General features: G+C 60.4%; 15 protein-coding genes. 4 read left to right on the forward strand and 11 right to left on the reverse strand.

Features of this window, described 5'->3' with window-relative positions; translation table 11 throughout:
* Nucleotides 1-99 precede the first annotated feature (99 nt).
* Nucleotides 100-495, forward strand: coding sequence for a hypothetical protein (locus D8U18_RS13745; protein ID WP_131107815.1), 396 nt, complete (start codon nt 100-102; stop codon nt 493-495).
* Here the strand turns inward: D8U18_RS13745 and D8U18_RS13750 are convergent.
* A complete protein-coding gene (locus D8U18_RS13750; protein WP_130906646.1) occupies nt 492-1,454 on the reverse strand; it encodes a GlxA family transcriptional regulator in 963 nt (320 codons plus the stop codon). The two genes, D8U18_RS13745 and D8U18_RS13750, sit on opposite strands and share 4 nt — an antisense overlap.
* Before the next feature lie 89 nt (nt 1,455-1,543).
* Between D8U18_RS13750 and inhA the strand changes: the two genes are divergently transcribed.
* On the forward strand, nt 1,544-2,230 hold the full coding sequence (gene inhA, locus D8U18_RS13755; protein WP_130906170.1) for an isonitrile hydratase: 687 nt from the start codon (nt 1,544-1,546) through the stop codon (nt 2,228-2,230).
* 317 nt (nt 2,231-2,547) lie between these two features.
* Here the strand turns inward: inhA and D8U18_RS13760 are convergent, their stop codons facing one another.
* Entirely contained in the window at nt 2,548-3,036 is a 489-nt protein-coding gene (locus D8U18_RS13760) for an SRPBCC family protein (RefSeq protein ID WP_056856933.1), read from the reverse strand.
* A 159-nt stretch (nt 3,037-3,195) separates the two neighbouring features.
* Between D8U18_RS13760 and D8U18_RS13765 the strand changes: the two genes are divergently transcribed.
* Nucleotides 3,196-3,600: a lysozyme inhibitor LprI family protein gene (locus tag D8U18_RS13765; RefSeq protein ID WP_131107816.1), complete on the forward strand. Its 405-nt coding sequence runs from the start codon at nt 3,196-3,198 to the stop codon at nt 3,598-3,600.
* 139 nt (nt 3,601-3,739) lie between these two features.
* Here the strand turns inward: D8U18_RS13765 and peaD are convergent, their stop codons facing one another.
* The 4 genes from peaD to peaA all read right to left on the reverse strand — a co-directional run bounded on the left by peaD (nt 3,740) and on the right by peaA (nt 8,299).
* Nucleotides 3,740-4,858, reverse strand: coding sequence for a quinohemoprotein amine dehydrogenase subunit beta (gene peaD, locus D8U18_RS13770; RefSeq protein ID WP_056856931.1), 1,119 nt, complete (start codon nt 4,856-4,858; stop codon nt 3,740-3,742).
* Between the two features lie 23 nt (nt 4,859-4,881).
* On the reverse strand, nt 4,882-5,205 hold the full coding sequence (gene qhpC, locus D8U18_RS13775; protein WP_008016081.1) for a quinohemoprotein amine dehydrogenase subunit gamma: 324 nt from the start codon (nt 5,203-5,205) through the stop codon (nt 4,882-4,884).
* Nucleotide 5,206: 1 nt separating this feature from the next.
* Nucleotides 5,207-6,637, reverse strand: a complete 1,431-nt coding sequence (gene peaB / locus D8U18_RS13780; protein WP_056856930.1) for a quinohemoprotein amine dehydrogenase maturation protein — start codon at nt 6,635-6,637, stop codon at nt 5,207-5,209.
* Nucleotides 6,638-6,718: 81 nt separating this feature from the next.
* Complete coding sequence (peaA, locus tag D8U18_RS13785; protein WP_056856929.1) at nt 6,719-8,299, reverse strand: quinohemoprotein amine dehydrogenase subunit alpha; 1,581 nt, start codon at nt 8,297-8,299, stop codon at nt 6,719-6,721.
* A 525-nt stretch (nt 8,300-8,824) separates the two neighbouring features.
* On the opposite strand from peaA, the gene D8U18_RS13790 reads away from it, so the two are divergent.
* The gene (locus D8U18_RS13790) at nt 8,825-10,315 is read left to right on the forward strand and encodes an aldehyde dehydrogenase family protein (RefSeq protein WP_131107817.1); all 1,491 of its coding nucleotides are present in this window, start codon (nt 8,825-8,827) and stop codon (nt 10,313-10,315) included.
* 138 nt (nt 10,316-10,453) lie between these two features.
* Here the strand turns inward: D8U18_RS13790 and D8U18_RS13795 are convergent, their stop codons facing one another.
* The 5 genes from D8U18_RS13795 to mrdA all read right to left on the reverse strand — a co-directional run bounded on the left by D8U18_RS13795 (nt 10,454) and on the right by mrdA (nt 18,073).
* Complete coding sequence (locus D8U18_RS13795; protein WP_131107818.1) at nt 10,454-11,752, reverse strand: tryptophan 7-halogenase; 1,299 nt, start codon at nt 11,750-11,752, stop codon at nt 10,454-10,456.
* Between the two features lie 2 nt (nt 11,753-11,754).
* Nucleotides 11,755-12,426 carry a S8 family serine peptidase gene (locus D8U18_RS13800; RefSeq protein WP_056856926.1) on the reverse strand — a complete coding sequence of 224 codons (672 nt, stop codon included), beginning with the start codon at nt 12,424-12,426 and terminating at the stop codon, nt 11,755-11,757.
* A 5-nt stretch (nt 12,427-12,431) separates the two neighbouring features.
* The gene (locus D8U18_RS13805) at nt 12,432-14,150 is read right to left on the reverse strand and encodes an ABC transporter ATP-binding protein (RefSeq protein ID WP_130906117.1); all 1,719 of its coding nucleotides are present in this window, start codon (nt 14,148-14,150) and stop codon (nt 12,432-12,434) included.
* Complete coding sequence (locus tag D8U18_RS13810; protein WP_130906116.1) at nt 14,150-16,060, reverse strand: sigma-54-dependent Fis family transcriptional regulator; 1,911 nt, start codon at nt 16,058-16,060, stop codon at nt 14,150-14,152. The genes D8U18_RS13805 and D8U18_RS13810 overlap by 1 nt, the downstream gene beginning before the upstream one ends.
* Nucleotides 16,061-16,180: 120 nt before the next feature.
* Nucleotides 16,181-18,073: a penicillin-binding protein 2 gene (gene mrdA / locus D8U18_RS13815; RefSeq protein WP_131107819.1), complete on the reverse strand. Its 1,893-nt coding sequence runs from the start codon at nt 18,071-18,073 to the stop codon at nt 16,181-16,183.
* Nucleotides 18,074-18,279 lie beyond the last annotated feature (206 nt).

The raw sequence follows: 18,279 nt of genomic DNA on the forward strand, positions 1-18,279 counted from the left end.
CTGGAAATACCCTGTTGCCAGCCGCAACAACCCCACCTAACATTCCGAATCAGCGGGTACAGCGGAGCTGTCCAACATCCCCGAATTCAAGGAACCAGAATGTCCCAACGCATCCATCGCAGCATCGACCTGCCCCTTCGAACCGGCCTCAATCGCGACCAACTGTGGGACGCCTCCGACAAGGGCCTGATCAAATGCTGGGAAGTCGGCCGCCAGCGAGCCGCCCGCTTCCCCGACCTGGTCCAACAATGCCTCGCCGGCGAACTGCCGGTGCTGGGCTGGAAAGGTGGCGTCAGCCGCAGCCTGAAAAAACTCGAAAAATACGGTTCACTCAAATACCTCGCGCAGTGGCAGGGCTTGCGTGGGGAAGATCTGGATGTGGATTTGGGCGAAGAGCGGACGTTGACCTGCTCACGTACGAAAATGGTGGTGACGTTTACGCCGGATCGGGCGAAGTATTTCAATCAGGTGACGGAAGTGGAAACAGGCGACTAGACACTGACCGAGAACCGCTCACGATAAGCCTGCGGCGTAACCCCCATCGCCCGCAGAAAACTGCGGCGCAAGGTTTCTTCGCTGCCGAACCCGCATTGTGCGGCGACCCGTTTGACCGGTACGCCGGTATCGCTGAGCAATCGGCGCGCGGTTTCGACCCGGATCAGTTCAATGGCCCGGGCCGGGGTCTGGCCGGTCTCGGCGCGGTAATGACGGACGAAGCTGCGCTCGCTCATGCCCGCCTGGAGTGCCAGAGTGGGAATGCCAAGATCTTTACCGAGGTTTTCGCTGATCCAGGCATGAAGTTCGTCGAATCGGCTGTCTTCTTTCTGCAGGGACAGGGTCACGCTGAATTGCGATTGGCCACCGGGGCGCTTGAGAAAGACCACCAATTGCCGGGCAACTTCCAGGGCCATGTTACGGCCCAGGTCGGCTTCCACCATTGCCAATGCCAGATCGATGCCGGCGGTCACCCCGGCCGAGGTCCAGACCGGGCCGTCGTTGATGAAAATCGGATTGGGCTCGACCCGCAATTGCGGATGCTGCTGCGCCAGCTGTTCGCATCGGGTCCAGTGGGTGACCACGCGACGGCCATCCAGCCAACCACTGGCCGCCAGCAGGAATGCCCCGGTGCACACCGAGGCCACTCGTCGGCAGCCTGCTGCATGCTCGCGTACCCAGGTCACCAAGGGCTGATCCTGCGCCGCTGCGTACACCCCCCAACCACCCGCGATGATCAAGGTGTCACTGCCCTGTCCCGGTAACGGCTCGGCCAACAATGCCAGCCCCGCCGAAGACATCACCGCCCCGCCGCCGCTGGCAATCACCGTCGGCGCATACGGTGCTGGCGAGCCTTGCTGACGGGCGATGTCGTTGGCCGAGGCAAACACCTGCAACGGTCCGGTGACATCGAGCAACTGCACATTGGCAAACGCGAGTACGTGAATGGTTTTCGGCATTTTGGCGTAATTCGTGGGGGGATTGGCGTATGCGCCAAATCCTAGGCGCCTACAGTGAAGTCGTCCAGCCACTTCAGGAGAAAAACACCATGACTTTGCAGATCGGTTTTCTGTTGTTTCCACAGGTGCAACAACTCGACCTCACCGGCCCTTACGACGTGCTGGCCTCGTTGCCGGACGTTAAAGTGCATCTGATCTGGAAGGACTTGATGCCCATCACCGCCAGCACCGGCCTGCTGCTGAAACCTACCGTCACCTTCGACGAATGCCCGGCGCTGGATGTTATCTGTGTCCCCGGTGGCAGCGGCGTCGGTCCGCTGATGGAAGATGAGCAAACGCTCGCCTTCATCAAGGCGCAGGCCGCAAATGCGCGTTATGTGACGTCGGTCTGCACGGGCGCACTGGTGCTCGGCGCGGCCGGTTTACTCAAAGGCAAACGCGCCACCACGCACTGGGCCTATCACGAATTGTTGACGCCGCTGGGGGCGATTGCGGTGAAGGACCGGGTGGTGCGAGATGGCAACTTGCTGACCGGTGGCGGTATCACCGCCGGCATCGATTTTGCCTTGACCCTGGCGGCAGAGCTGTTCGATCAGGACACCGCCGAGCTGGTGCAATTGCAACTGGAATATGCCCCGGCCCCGCCATTCGCAGCTGGGAGCCCGGAAGCTGCGCCAGCCGGTGTGCTGGAAGAAGCCCGAAAACGCGCAGCGGCCTCGTTGAAACTGCGCAGGGAGATCACCGAACGCGCAGCGGCGAAGCTTAATCGGCAATAAACAATGGCTGCGGGACGAATCATCCCGCAGCCAGACTTTTCTATCGCCCATAAAAAAACCCGCCGAAGCGGGTTCTTCCAAGACCATTACGACTCCCTGTCGTGAGCAATCCTTGCAAATGGCCGATCATCCATGATCCTGAGCACTCCTTGTGCTTCAGTGGATGGGGCCAGAATACGCATCGGATCCAATCCGCAATAGACGACATAGTTGTTACGGCGTGTAAGACATTCGCCATAGCACCCCTTCCGAAAACCCTTGGGGCCCTAAGGCATCACGCTTCGCAGCCGTAAATATTCGGGTTGAACGCATGGCCGTCAGTCACCTTCTCGCTCACGGGCCTTGGCGTTCTCGGCCAGAAACTGTTCGAGTCTGCTCAACTGCTCCTCCCAGCCACGGCTATCCATGTAATACGCCTCCTTCTGGCGTACGTCGGGAATGTGCGCGAACCCCGACTCGGAAACCTTGAGCAGCGTGCCGTCCTCAAAGTCTTGCAATTCGAATTTCACCAGCGTGGTGGGTTCCTGCGAGTAGTCGATCTTCGGATTCACCGCATAAGGATGCCAGCGGAAGGAAAACAATTGCTGCGGCTCGACCCGCTCGACCAGTACATTCCACAGCACATGCTCGTAACCGGGATACGTCACCTGCCCCTGCGTCCACTCGCCGGCAATGAAGCGCCTGCCTTCAAGCGCCACGCCGAACCATTGCCCGAAGGCCTCGGCATCGACCAATGCGCGCCATACATGGGAGCGCGGCGATTTAAGCGTGATTTTGCGCTCAAAACTATTGGGTACTGGTTTCATACGTCACCTCCTGTACTGAACAACAGTAGGCTTCTAAGACCACATGTCCAGCCTGAAAGTTGTATGCAAGCAGATCAACTGTCGTAATCGTGCACCTGACAGCGACGCAGGCTTCGCTACACTGCCCCCTACTTTCATCGCCACCGCGAGATTTTTTCCATGTTCGTACGCTTTTTCCTGGCGCTGACGCCCTTGATGTTCGCCGCCCTGACCCATGCCGCCGTGAACTGCGACAACGCCACCGATCAGGCGACGATGAACCAGTGTGCGTCGCAGCAGCATGCGGCGGCTGACAAGGAGTTGAATGCGCTTTACCAGCAAATCACTGGCCGCCTGAAAGGCGACCCCGACCGCAAGAAACTGCTGTTGGGCGCGCAACGTTCGTGGATTGCGTTCCGCGATGCCGAGTGCAAGTTTTCGGCGTCTGGTGTGGAAGGCGGGAGTGTTTATCCGCTGATCTACAGCAACTGCGTGACGGAGTTGACCAAGGCGCGGGTCGAGACATTCAAGACTTACCTGAAGTGTCAGGAGGGGGATTTGGGGTGTCCGGTGCCGGGGGTTTGATTCTCTGTTGTTCTTGAGGGCCTCATCGCTGGCAAGCCAGCTCCCACAGTGGATTTGTGGTGTGGTCACAATCGTGTGAACACCGCTGAACCCTGTGGGAGCGGGCTTGCCTGCGATGGCGCCAGATCAGGCAGCGCAATTACCGGACAAAAATCTGCGCCGTGGTAATCGCCATATCCCCACCCGGCAACTTGATGCTTCCCGTCTGTTTCAGGCTGTCGGCATCGAAGATCGCCACATCGTTGAAGGTCCCTGCCAGGTAAATCTTGCTGCCATCCTTGTTGAAGGAAATGCAGTAGTAGGAGTGATCGAGCGTCGCCGCCTGGAGCATTTTCTTCTCCTTGATGTCGTACTTGGCCAGGCGATTGAGCACGCCGAACATCAGGTTCGGGTCTTTCGGCGAGCGCATGCCGCTGAAGTAGATTTCGGTCAATGGCCCGAAGTCGGTGGTTTCGGTCTTGCCGGTTTTCAGGTCGACGCTGAACAGGCCATACAGGTATTCGGCGGTGGCCGGGTCCTGCTTCTTGTCCTTGAACTTTGCGGCGGTGTACAGCAGCGAAAAATCATGCCGGTAGGTCTGCTGGTTCCACACGTAGAGCACGTCCGGCGCGCTGTAGTTCGCGCGTTTCCAGTGACGACTCGGGATCAGCACGTCGAACTTGCCGGTTTGCACATTGACCTTGTAGACGTCCGCCCCCGCCACATACAGCGTGCCGTCATCACCGCTCTGCATGATGGTCAGCTGCCGCGGCGCCGGGAAACTGCGCACAGGCTTGGCGTCCATGCCGCCGTCGGTCTTGTACACATCGAGCCGAGGCTGCTGCACTTCGTAGCGGTCGTTCATCCTCAGCGTCGGGTTGGCAACGGTGTACAGCTCTTTCCCGTCGTGGCTGACCGTGAAGGCGAACATCGACTTGGCTTTCTCGCCCGGCTTCTGGGTGATGCTGGCGTGGAACACCTGTTTGCAGCTGTCCAGCTCAACGCCGTAGACATCCGCGTAATGATTGTTCAGCACGTAGGCGATCTTGCGATCCGGCGACAACTGCACGGTGCCGGGTCCGAAGGCGTCAGGCATCTTGCAGGTCTTGAACAGTGTGTCGGTAGCCAGGTCAATCACGTGCAGGTTGTTGGGGTAGTTGGTGGTCAACATATACTCGTGACCGTCTTGCAACGCGGTATTTTCCTCGGCCAGAACATTGACCGAAAGGCTGCTCATAACGGCGAACGCGGCCAGGCCGCAGGCTTTGATATTACGCATGCTGGAATCCTTCTGATGTCCGATCACTTGTCTTTCGGAAAGACAGTGCCGAGGTTGCGCCAGTTGTCGTTGGACGCTTGGGCATCCTTGTTCCAGTCCGGGTAAGTGCTCATCATGTCCGGCACCTGCGCCGGCCACCAGCATGGGTCGGAGCAGCCATAAAGGTCTGCCTCCATCGGCTGGCACAGCGACGACACACCGCCGAACGCATCGATTTCCCAACCTGGGTCAGTGGTCGAAGCGCAGCCCGCCACGGAGCTCATCGCCACCACTTCTTCGATGCGGTTTTCATCCGCGGCCTGATCCAGCTTCAACGCTTTGTTATTGATTGCCTTGAGATGTTTCATATCAGTGAGCCTTGCGCGGAGTGATGTAGCTGCTGATGAACGCAGGGTTGTGAGCCATGATCCGGGTGTAGACCTCGATGCCGAAGTCGACCCAGTCACGCATCAGTTCGCAATAGTGATAGGTCGGGTGAGTCGGATCGCCGTAACGGGCGTAGCTCTCGTGGTAGCAACCGCCGGAGCACAGATTGCGAATCTGGCAGTCTTCGCAGCCGGTGTTGGTACGGTCCAGGCGTTGCGACAGGAAGTCGTTCAACTCCACCTGCTTCACGCCGCTGTGGACGTTGCCGAAGGTCGGCAGGCTCGAACCGGTAAAGCGGTGGCACAGGTTCAGCTCACCCTTGTGATCGACCGCCAGCATCTTCAGGCCCGCGCCGCATGGCAGGGCTTTTTTGTGGCCTTCATGGATGTCGGTGATCAGTTGGTGCAGGTTGGAGAAGCCGATGTTGCGGTGCTCAAGCGCCGCTTCCAGATAACGCCGACCGAGCTTCTTCATGTTGGCGAAGACTTCGATCAGTTCATCGCTGGTCAGGTTGAACGTACTGATGTCGCCTGAGGTGACCGGGGCAAAACCAACCTCGGCAAAACCCAGTTCATTGAACAGGTGATCCCAGATGGTTTCGACGTCGGTGACGCCCGTGGTCAAGGTCACGCGCGCCCCCACCGGACGGCTGTTGTAGCGCGACAGCAGCATCTCGGCCTTGCGCCGCACCACATCATAAGTGCCCTGCCCGCCAACGGTAATGCGATTGCGGTCGTGTACGGTTTTCGGCCCGTCGATGCTGACCGACAGACCGAACCGGTGCGCATTCAGATAGTCGACGGTCTCTTCGGTGAGCAGCGTGGCGTTGGTGGTCATCACGAACTCGACGAACTTGCCGGCCTCGGCAAATCGTTTCTCACAATAATCGACCATGTACTCGATCAGCTTGCGATTGCTCAGCGGTTCGCCGCCGAAGAAGACTACGGTGAAACGCTCTTCGTCCGGCGATTCGCGCAGCAGCATTTCCACCGAGGCAATCGCGGTTTCGACGTCCATTTTCTTGCCGGCTGACGGCTTGTCGAGATCTTCCTTGTAGCAGTAGGTGCAACTCAGGTTGCAGCCGGTGTTGACGTTGAGCACCACGGTATTGATCGCCGTGCGCTCGACGCGTTTGGTGGCGATGTCCGGGGTCAGCGGTGAGCCGTCGCTGACCAGTTCCAGGGCCATCAGCTCGCGCAGGGTTTCGGTGATTTCTTCACCGTTGAAGCGCGCAGCCAGACGCTGGATCAGGTCGTCCGAAGAACACCCCGGTCCACGCAAAGTATCGATGATGGTGCCTGTCAGTTCATCGCTGGCGAACAGCGAACTGCTGGGAATATGAAACAGCATGCGGTCGGCATCGACGTGCACTTCGTGCAGATTACGCTCGACCAGATTCAAGATAGCGCCCATTGCAACCTCCTGTGCAGGCCCCGGGGTACGGGGCTTGCGGTCATTCCGAAAAGTGTCTGTAAACGCTTGCGTTCAGTCAGCTCAAGGAATGGGTGGATTGTTCCAGCGTTGCACGGTGACGATCATGTGGCCTTCGCCGGTCAGGGATTTCCCTGCGTCATCGACGGCGGCGATCACCTTGAGGTTGCCGGCATTGTTGGTGGACATTTTGCGCGCAGGGTTCGGCCCGGCGTCGCCCGGTGTGAATACGCCAGTATCGGCCTGCATGGTGCCGGCGAACTTGACGTCTTCGTCTTCCTTGGCGCGATCGTCGAAGGCCTCGACCTTCCACTGCGCCGGGAACACGCCGATGCGATATGGCTTGCCGTCAGTGCCCTTGCCCCAGGCTTCAGCATCGAAACGGCCCTGGACTTTCGGCGTCGAACCACCGCCATCACCGATCCGCGCCACCGAGAACTCCGGTATGACCTTGACCTGATCGATCTTGCTGTAGACCGACAGGCTCGGGCCTTTCAATGTGCCGACGGTGACCACGCGCAGGCCCGGCTGGGCATTGGCGGCGGCCTTGAGCTTGACCTTGATCTGCTCCGGGCTCTGCGAGACGACTTCGACCACTTCCACGCCTTTGCCGAAGTTCGGTTTTCCGGAAAGACCGCTGCCGATCAGGGTCACTTCGGTTTCGCTGCCGGCCTTCACGTAGCCCGGTTGCACCGCCAGCAAACGCTGCGAACCCTGTTTCGCAGCGACGAAGTCCAGACCACGCTCATCGTGCTCGGCCTCGAACATCCGGCCCTGCATGGCATTGCCTTGGGCGGCGAATACCTGGCGCATGGTCACGCCGTCGATGCTGACATTGCCGCGCCATTCATAGCCGGTGTAGAGAATCGCACTGCCGTCGCCATTGAACGGCGTGCCGTCGGCGTACTGGCCTTTGACGCTGACCTTGAAGGTGTCGCTGCCGTCAGCAGTCACGCTCATGACACCGGCCAGCTCGCCTTTGCCCGGCAAGTGGCCGCTGAAGCTCCAGTCGCCTGCCAGCGCCTCGCTCTTCGGCGCGCTGCTCTGCCATTTTTTCCAGGCCGGGTTGTCCAGCGGATAACGCTTGGCCAACAACGGCACCATTTCTTTGCGGGCGAGATCGAACCAGTCGCGGTCGCGGGACAGCGCCTGATATTCCAGGGACGGCCATTGGCCAAGGTGGAAGTTCACCAATCGCTCCCATTCCTGGGCCGGACGCCGCTGCAGCGCGACCCGCGCACCGGAGTGGCAGCGGCCGCACATTTGGCTGGTCTGATCGTCGAACTGCTCGACGGTGTTGAGCCGGCGCTCCATGGCATAACGCACGCCGTCGGTTTCGCTCGGCGCCAGCCCCTGAGTGTCGGCAAGGTACTTGACCAGCGTGCGGCGATCTTCATCGCTGATCTGCAAACCGTGCATGGTCTGCATGCGGGCGATGCTCATCAGCCAGCCTTCCGGCGTCTTGCGCTGGTGGCTGATACGGCTCAGGGCGTTATTGGCTTCAGGGGTGTGACAGCCCTGACACGTTTCCTTGAGGATGGTCTGGGCGTCGCGGGCTGCCAGGCTGTAGGGCGAATGCAGGGCTATGCAAGCGGCCACGGCCAGCAGGCCGGCGCTCATGCCTGATCGGAGTCTTCTCTTCATCAACGTCTAACCTCGCACGGTGCTTTCTTATTTTTGTGGCTTATCGTTTTTTATGGTTTCTGCCGTCGGCGGCGAGCCGCTGACGGAGGCAAGAGAAACGTCTGCGATGAGCAATACACGGAGCGTGCCAGCTTATGAATAACTCTTTGAATCAATGACTTGCCATAATCTACCTGGATTTTCGACGGGCATATCAACGGCGGGCACGTTCTATTTCGCGACAGCTGTTGCAACCTGAGACAAGCATAGCTGCAGCCTTTGTAGGAGCGAGCCGGCTTGCGATGGACGTACGATAACGTTGGGTGTCTGGCTGCACTGGTTGCCTGGACGTTTTTCGCGAGCAGGCTCGCTTCTACAGAGGAGATGAGATTCTCAGTTCGTCGCAATTTGCGACGTTTATCGATCACGGGATGATCCGCAGAGAATCTGTGACGCCCCGACAAACAGGGCCTTCGGGCCAAAAAATCACAACTGGCACAGCCATTGCGAAAGACCTCGTCACAACGAACAAGACGAGGTTTCATCATGTCGCTTCCAAACCTGCTTCCAGCCACTTCGGCATTCATCCAGCGTGCCCCGCGCATGCTCATCGGCGGTGACTGGGTCGCAGCCGCCGACGGCCAGACCATGCCGTTGCACAACCCGGCCACCGGCGAGGTGCTGTGCTTGGTGCCGCGAGCCACCGCGGACGATGTCGACCGCGCCGTACTCACCGCCCGCCAGGCATTCGATGATTCCGCCTGGACCCGCACCCGCCCCCGTGAGCGACAGAACCTGCTATGGAAACTCGCCGACCTGATGCAGCGCGACGCCGAACTGCTGGCGCAGCTGGAATGCCTGAACAACGGCAAAAGCGCCGCCGTCGCCCAAGTGATGGACGTGCAACTGGCCATCGACTTCCTGCGCTACATGGCCGGTTGGGCGACCAAGATCGAAGGCTCGACAGTCGACGTGTCGGCACCGTTGATGCCCAACGACCAGTTTCACAGCTTCATCCGTCGTGAAGCGGTGGGCGTGGTCGGTGCCATCGTCGCCTGGAATTTCCCGCTGCTGCTGGCCTGCTGGAAACTCGGCCCGGCCCTGGCCACCGGTTGCACCGTGGTGCTCAAACCTGCGGATGAAACCCCACTGACCGCACTGAAACTCGCCGAACTGGTGTTGGAAGCGGGCTATCCGGAAGGCGTGTTCAACGTCGTCACCGGCACCGGCATCACCGCAGGTTCCGCCCTGACCCATAACCCGCTGGTGGACAAACTGACCTTCACCGGCTCGACCGCCGTGGGCAAGCAGATTGGCAAGATCGCCATGGACTCGATGACCCGGGTGACGCTGGAACTGGGCGGAAAATCACCGACCATCGTCATGGCCGACGCCGACCTGAAAACCGCCGCAGCCGGTGCTGCCAGCGCAATTTTCTTCAATCAGGGACAGGTCTGCTGCGCTGGCTCGCGCCTGTATGTGCAGCGCAAGCATTTCGACAATGTGGTGGCCGACATCGCCGGTATCGCCAATGCCATGAAGCTCGGCAATGGCCTGGACCCGAGCGTTGAGATGGGGCCGCTGATTTCGGCACGTCAACAGGAGCGCGTCTACGGCTATATCGAAAAAGGCCGGGAAAGCGGCGCCACCATCGCCTGCGGTGGTGAGCAATTCGGGCCGGGCTTTTTCGTCAAGCCGACGGTGATTGTCGACGTCGATCAGAAGCACTCGTTGGTGCAGGAAGAAATCTTCGGCCCGGTACTGGTGGCGATTCCCTTCGACGACGAAGCCGATGCACTGCGCATGGCCAATGACAGCCCTTATGGACTGGGCGCAAGCATCTGGTCCAATGATCTGGCAGCGGTGCACCGGATGATTCCGCGGATCAAGTCCGGTTCAGTGTGGGTCAACTGCCACAGCGCCCTGGACCCGGCACTGCCGTTTGGTGGCTACAAAATGTCGGGGGTCGGGCGTGAGATGGGGTATGCGGCGATTGAGCATTACACCGAGCTGAAGTCGGTGTTGATCAAGTTGTAATTTGTGGCACCCGTGACCCACTGATCGTTCCCACGCTCTGCGTGGAAATGCATCCCGTGACACTCTGCGTCACCTTCTGAAGTGGAACGCGGAGCGTCCCTGGCGGCGTTCCCACGCAGAGCGTGGGAACGATCAAACTCAAGGTTTGTACCCTTGAGTCAACAGCCACCCCCGAACCACCCGCCCCTGCTCCACCGTCAACCCCGCCAACACTTGCTCTGCAGGTTCGCCTTGCTTCAATCGCCGCACCAACGGCGCCAGCTCAACGCCCTGCACATGCCAGATCCCCAACGGCTGATCCGCTGTAATCACCACCTCGGCTTCATCGACAAAGCCATCACACAACACCGGCGCCCGCTCAATCCTCAGCGCAGCGAAATCCGCCTCGGCATGGGCCACCTCGGCATCCGGCCATTGCTGCCGCGCCTGCCAGAATGGCTGATCGGACCAACGCTGCTCATCGGCATAGAAGTCCCGGCCAATCCGCGCAAAACGCAAAAACAACTGTTCCACGCGCTGCTGGTGAAAACGCTTGGCCAGCGCCGCGCGCTCGGGTTTGTGCAGCAACGTGTTGATCACCGCCGGCGCCTGTAACGCTGACGACAGGGACTGGAAGATGCCGTTGCCCGACAGCGGGTCCACTGCCATCGCCGCATCCCCCACGCGAATCCAGTTTTCGCCACACACCTGCGGGCTGAGGATCGCGGTGCTGCTGCGGGCATGCAGCTGCAAATCGACTTCAACCTGATCGGCGAAAAATGCTCGAGCCACCGCCGATGCCCGGCGCCGCTGTCGGCAGTATTCGAGCAACATCGCTTTGCCTGGCAACTCGGCACTGGTGACGTCCACCGTCCATTGCCAATAACAATGACCGTCGGCCCGTCGCGCCATCCACGCCCAACCGTCCGCCAGGCTTTCCACGGCGCTGGCGGTCTTGCCGGGCGAGCCTTGCCAGCGATTGAGCAGGCTGACCGTCTCCGGCCCGCGCATCCCCTTGCCAAGGGCGGGCGCCTGACGCCCGCGGGCATCCACCAGAAAATCGGCGCTAAACGCCTCCTGTCCTTCGATCTGGATGCAATGCCCGGACGGTGACGCCTGGACGCCCATTACTCGGCCTTCGATCAGCGAAACACCGGCGGTGCGCAAGTCTTCGCGCAGGCCGCGATCGAAGCTCGGACGATCCAGCAAAAACTCGATGTTCTGCGCGTGTTGCCGACCGTTCCAGTTCACTTGCCGTTGTGACGGCAACGCAGCATTCGCCAGCGCTTGATGCAACCCCGCGCCGCGCAAGGCGTCGAGAACCCGTACAGACACACCTTCGAGCGCCGCAAACCGGCGCCACTCACTGACCAGCGTGACGGCATGACCCAGCCGCCGCAATCCCAGCGCCACCGCCGCACCCGCAGGCCCGGCACCCAAAACGACAATCATCGTCATGCTCAGAAGCGCCTTTCCGGTCCGCGATAACGAGCGTTCTGCCGCAGCCACTCGATGATTTGTGCATTGCTCGCCCCGGGCTGTTCCACCAGGAATCCGGCGATGTGTCCGCTCAATGCCGCGCAACCGAGACTGGCCCCCGACTGCCCCGGATAAGTGCCGTGGACACACGCGGCGAAATCCGCCTGGGCGCTGTTGAGCCACGACCATTCGAGTTCGGCGCAGCGGGCATCGCCGGTCACTCGCAGCACCTGTGGGTAATTCGCCGGATACACGCCTTCGCCCTGGGCCGGGCTGGATGCGCAAAGCAGCACGCCACGCGCTACCGCTGCGGCACAGGCCGCCCGCAACAGGCTGCGATCCTGACGCAAGCCGAGGCTCAGATTGATCAGGCGCACGTCCTGCGTCACCAGCCAGTCAATCGCCGAGGCGATCTGCAAGGCACTGGTGACGCCGCGCTGATCGAACACCTGCGCCACGCAGAACTGCGCCGACGGTGCGCGTCGCCCAATGGCTTCGATCACTGCGCTGCCGTGGCCCAAGGGATCTTCGCGCAAGTCGCTTTCGGCCAGGCCGTCCTCGACCAGTGAAAACCTGCGCCCGGCCACGACCTGCACCCGTTGCGCTGCCGAGTGTCCGCTGTCCACCACACCGATACGCAACTCAGTTTTCATTAGGCTCAGGCTTCATGCAGCACCGCTTTCGAAACCAGCACGCCGTCTTGCAATTCAAAGCGCAAATCGGCATCGGCCAGGGTTGAGGGACGATGGCTGATCAAGATGCGCGTGCGCCCGGCAAACAAGCGGTCGATGGCCTCGATCACTTCACGTTCGGTGGCTTCATCCACCGCGCAAGTGGCTTCATCGAGTACCAGGATCAGAGGGTCCTGCAACAGCGCGCGGGCAATCGCGATGCGTTGTTTCTGGCCCCCGGACAATTGCTGGCCGCGCTCACCCAGCGGACTGTCCAGACCTTCGGGCAAGGACGCGATCAGACTGTCGAGCTGCGCCAACCGTGCCACTTCGGCAATCGCTTCGCGACTGGCATCCGGCACCGCGTAAGCGAGGTTGTCGGCCAGGCTGCCACGAAACAGTACGATGTCCTGACTGACCACGGCGATGCGTCGCCGCAGTTGGAACAGGTCCAGTTCACGCAGATCGACTTCGCCCAACAGCACACGGCCCGACTGCGGATCATGGTGCCGCTGCAGCAGGTCGATCAGGGTCGATTTGCCGGCCCCGGAGCCACCACTCAGGGCAACTTTCAAACCGTAGGGGATATGCGCCTCGATTCCGCGCAACGTAGTCTGCCGACCGGGATGGCTGAAGTGCACATCCTCGAAACGCAGCTCGCCAGAAGCAGGCATCGGCTTCGGTGCAGCCGGGGTGAACACGGTCGGCTCTTCACCTCGCAGTTCCATCACCCTACCAAGACTGACGGTCATCCGTTGAATCGCCACATACAGTCCCAGCAAACTTTGCACGGGCCCGACGGCCATGCCCAGATACGTCGAAAACGCGATCAGCGCACCGAGTTGCCAGGTGCCCTGCACCACCCAATAGCCGCCAATCAGAAACGCACAGGCGCGGGACAGCGAGGTCAACGTCCCCGGCACGGCCTGGGTGAAAAACTCGGTGACTTGCAGGCGCAGCAACTGGCTCATGTAGCCCTGCCCCAGCGTCTCCAGACGTCTCGCTTCACGTTGCTGCTGACCGGCGGACTGGATGAATTTCATCACCGGCAACGTCTCGACCATGAACGACGACATATCCGCCGAGCGTTCGCGCAACTGCCGTACATCGCGCTCGACCTTGCGCCGCATCCAGCGTAGCCAGAGCACATCGAGGGGAATCAGCACCAACGCCAGCAACGAGAGTTTCCAGGACAAGGTCAGCAGCATCGCCACCGCCACCACCAGCCCGATCACGCTGGACACCGCCGAGAACAGCGAGTCCACGGCAAAGCGCTGAATCTCCGCCACGTCACCATCAAGACGAGACATCAGATCGCCGATGCGTCGCTGCCCGTAGAAGCTCGGCGACAGGGTCTGCAAATGCCGATACAGGTCATCGCGCAGGGCAAACAGCATGCGCCCGGACAACCGCGTGTGCAGGTAGCGATTGATGCCCGACAGCGCCGTGCCCAGCAATCCGGCGACGATCATCAACCCGGCGATGAGCACCAGCATCGGGAAGTCGCGTGCCAGCAAACCATCGTCGATCAGCAGCTTGGTCAACCAGGGCTGCACCAGTACCAGCGCCGAGGCGCACACCGACAAGCCCAGTAGTCCGGCAATCGCCAGTCGATGGGGACGCACGAAGCTGTAGAGCCATCGCAACGCCGCTTGCAGGGCCTCGGGGTTCTGGCTGTCGATCAGCCGAACGATCAGGCGCTGCATCACGAGCGCAGCTGCTTGAGCTTGCGATAAAGGGTCGCGCGGCTGATACCCAAGGCGTCAGCGGCGGCCGAGACGTTGCCCTGATGGCTGTCCAGGGACTGGCGGATCATCTCCAGTTCGTTTTCCCGAATACTGCCGGCTTGCGGACGTTCAGTCGCGGTCAATTCATCGAGCATGCTGTCGGGCAGGTGGTCGAGGGTCAGCACTGTTTCTCCCGGCTCGCGCATGGCCAGCGCGGTGCGCAGAACCATCTCCAGCTGACGGATGTTACCCGGCCAGTGGTAGCCGGCGAGCACGCGGTCCAGATCGTCATGCAGGACGACGTCAGGCGCATCGAGTTTGCTCAACATGCGACTGACCAGCCCTGCGAAATCCTCGCGCTCGCGCAAAGCGGGGAGCATGACGCTGATGCCGTTGACCCGGTAAAACAAATCTTCGCGAAAGTGCTTTTCCTCTACCAGGCGCTTGAGGTCACGGTGAGTGGCGCAGATCAGCGCGATGTCGATGTCCTGTTCTTCGCCAGCACCCAACGGCGCCACCTTGCGGTCTTGCAGTACCCGCAACAACCGAGCCTGCAAGGCCAGCGGCATGTCGCCGATTTCATCGAGAAACAACGTACCGCCATGGGCCTGTTGCAAGCGACCGACCATGCCGCCACGACGCGAGCCGGTAAACGCGCCTTCGCGATAGCCGAACAGTTCGGACTCGATCAGACCTTCGGGGATGGCCGCACAATTCACCGCGACGAAGGGTTTGTCGCAACGGGCACCGGCCATGTGCAGGGCGCGGGCGATGACTTCCTTACCTGTGCCGGTTTCGCCCAGCAGCAACACCGGCAGCTCGTTGGCCAGGCCTTGTCGGGCCATGCGCAAAGCGCGGGCGTAGCGGGCATTGCTGCCAGCCAAAGACTGGAGATCGGGTTGGGGTTGGGCTTTAGCGGTTTTGGCCACGCTACGCGGTGGAGTGCTGACATTGATCGTGCGTTGCGGCGCACGCAGGGTCTTGTAGAAAAATTCGCCTTTGGCGGTTTGCAGGCTGCCGGCGCCACCTTGATGCAGGCGTGCCAGCAATTGAAGGCCATCGACACCAAGAAACTCTTCGCAACGTCGGCCTACCAGTGCCGAACGCTCGGCATGCAACAACTGGCAGGCTTGCGCGCTGACCGCAAGGATCTGTCCGCCGAGGCTCACTGCCAACAGGCCCTGCCAAGGGGATTCGAGGTATTGCCGACGGCTGTGGAATGCCAGGACGATTTCGTCCGGATAACTGGCGTTGAACACCCGGCTCTCGATCTGGCTGACAGCCATGGCCAGCAACGCGGTGCTGTCGTGGGCGCGGCCGAGCGGGCCTTCGCGGGTCAGATCAAGGACGCCGAGGATGTCACCCTGCGGACAATGAATGGGCACCGAAGTGCAGGAAAAGTCACTGAGGCGATCCAGGTAATGTTCGCCGCAATCGATCAGGGTTGGCCGGGCTTCCACCAGCGCAGTGCCGAGGGCATTGGTGCCCCGGGCGGCTTCACTCCAGCAGGCACCGAGGGTAATGTCCTGCAGGCCGCTGCCCTTGAGGCGGTCGGCGCGCCCTTCGACAGCAAGAATGGTGGCATCGGAATTGGCCAGGATGATCAAGCCATCCTTGCCCTGACGCTCGGCCAGATAATCGATGGCCGGCAGTGCAGCGTCGATCAGCAAGCGATTGCTCGCCAGCAACACGTCCACGCTCGTGCTCGATTCCAGTGCCAGTTCATGCTTGGCATTGAAATGCACACCATGGCTGAGACTGCGCCGCCACGAAGCATCGATTTCCGCCCGCAGGACGCCGTCCGGCACTTCGCCTTCCAGATGCAGCTTTTCCCTGGCCAGCCGGGCTTCGCGATGCAGTTTGGGGGAGTTTGTTTTTATTAGCGTCATCAAGCGCTCCGGGTCATCCGCCCTGCGCCTTCAAACATCGGCGCCCTGGAGCAATCTTTACGTTAACGTCAGGGCAATGGCAAGTGCCGTAGGGCGCTTGTTCCGCCAGTTGGCACAGCGTCAGACGTGGGGATCGCCGGGAGCTTTACCGGGTGTAGCGTATTGCGGCTTGAGATGACCGTCCTGATCGAGCAGCCATGCGTCCATGATCTGCCGCACCACAGGTCCTGCAACCCGGCCACCGGCTTCACCGTTTTCGATCATGACCGAAATTACGATCTTCGGGTGTTCTGCCGGGGCGAACCCGACGAACAAGGCATTGTCGCGGTTGCGCTCACGGGTCTTCTCGCGGTTATAGCGCTCGCCCTGCTTGATCGCCACCACTTGCGCGGTGCCGCTTTTGCCGGCGATGCGATACTGCGCGCCTGCCGCTGCGGCGCGTGCAATTCCGCGCGCATCGTGCATGACCATTTGCATGCCGTGGTTTACCTGCTCCCAGTCACGGGGGTCCTTGAGCAGAATGTTTGGCATCGGGTGCTCGTCCACCGGTGCAACACCGTCCACGGTCATCGCCAGATGCGGTCGGTTCCACACCCCTTTGTTGGCGATCAGCGCCGTCGCCTGGGCCAACTGCAGTGGTGTGACCTGCATGTAGCCCTGGCCGATACCGAGGATGACCGTCTCCCCCGGGAACCAAGGCTGACGGCGCGTGGCGCGCTTCCAGGCTTGGGATGGCATCAACCCTGACGATTCTTCGTACATATCCAGGGAAACTTTCTCACCCAGGCCAAACATTGCCATGTAGTCGTGCAAACGATCGATGCCCAGCTTGTGCGCTAGGTCATAGAAGTAGGTGTCGTTGGACCGCATGATCGCCGCGTCCATATCCACCCAACCGTCGCCGCTGTGGTTCCAGTTGCGGTACTTGTGATCGAAATCCGGGAGCTGGTAGTAACCCGGATCAAAGACTCGGGTCTGTGGCGTGACAACGCCGGCGTCGAGTCCGGCGATCGCGACTTCAGGCTTGATGGTCGAGCCCGGTGCGTAGAGGCCGCGCAGCACTCGGTTGAACAGCGGCCGGTCGATCGAGTCACGCAGCGTCGAGTATTCCTTGGAACTGATACCGGTGACGAACAGGTTCGGATCGAAACTTGGATTGCTGACCATGGCCAACACTTCGCCGGTCGAAGGATCCAGTGCGACGACTGAGCCGCGGCGATCACCCAAGGCTTGTTCCGCGGCTTCCTGGAGCTTGACGTCGAGACTCAGGACAATGTTTTCCCCGGGAACCGGATCGGTGTGCTTGAGCACGCGCAGGACACGACCCTGGGCATTGGTTTCGACTTCCTCGTAACCGACATGGCCGTGCAGCTGTGACTCGTAGAATTTTTCGATCCCGGTCTTGCCAATGGATTGGGTGCCGCGATACTCAACCGTATCCAGCGCCTTGGATTCTTTCTCGTTGATACGTCCTACGTAGCCAACCGAATGAGCGAAGTGCTCGCCAAGTGGGTAGTGTCGAACGAACTGCGGCTCGACATCCAGGCCCGGTAAGCGGAACTCGTTGACCGCGAGCACCGCGATCTGCTCCTCGCTCAACTCATAGAACAGCGTTACGGGCACGAACGGGTGGCGTGCTTGTTTCATCGCCTTGTCGAACAGCGTGCGGTCTTCAGCGGGCAAATGCAGAAGGTTGACCACCTCATCCAGCTCTTCATTGACGTCGGTAGCGCGTTCGCGGGTGATGGTCAGGTTGTAGCTGGGCCGATTGTCCGCGAGCACCACGCCATTGCGGTCATAGATCATGCCACGGGTAGGCGTGATCGGCAGGACATGGACGCGATTGTTCTCGGAAATCGTGGAGTGATAGTCGAATTCGACGACCTGCAGCACGTACAAACGCACCACCAATGCACAGGTAATCGCGACGACGAAAAAAGCACAAGCCATCAGTCTTTTGTTGACCAGACGGGATTCTTTTTCGTGGTCTTTGATCGGGATGGGGCCGGGCATTTCTCAAGCAACTCTGTGAAAAAAGATACCGATCCCTAAGCTTGGAAACAGTCCGTAAAAAACGAGCTGCACCATACCAAAACTGCTAAGTCACTTTCGTGTAACTTTATTTAACTTATAACGGACATGCATTTCCCCGGGTACTTTTCGCCCAGGCAAAACAAAACCCCAACTGCTTTCGCAATTGGGGTTTCGGAATTTAATCT

Origin of the sequence: Pseudomonas sp. Sample_10 (assembly GCF_004321495.1) — a bacterium.
GTDB lineage: Bacteria > Pseudomonadota > Gammaproteobacteria > Pseudomonadales > Pseudomonadaceae > Aquipseudomonas.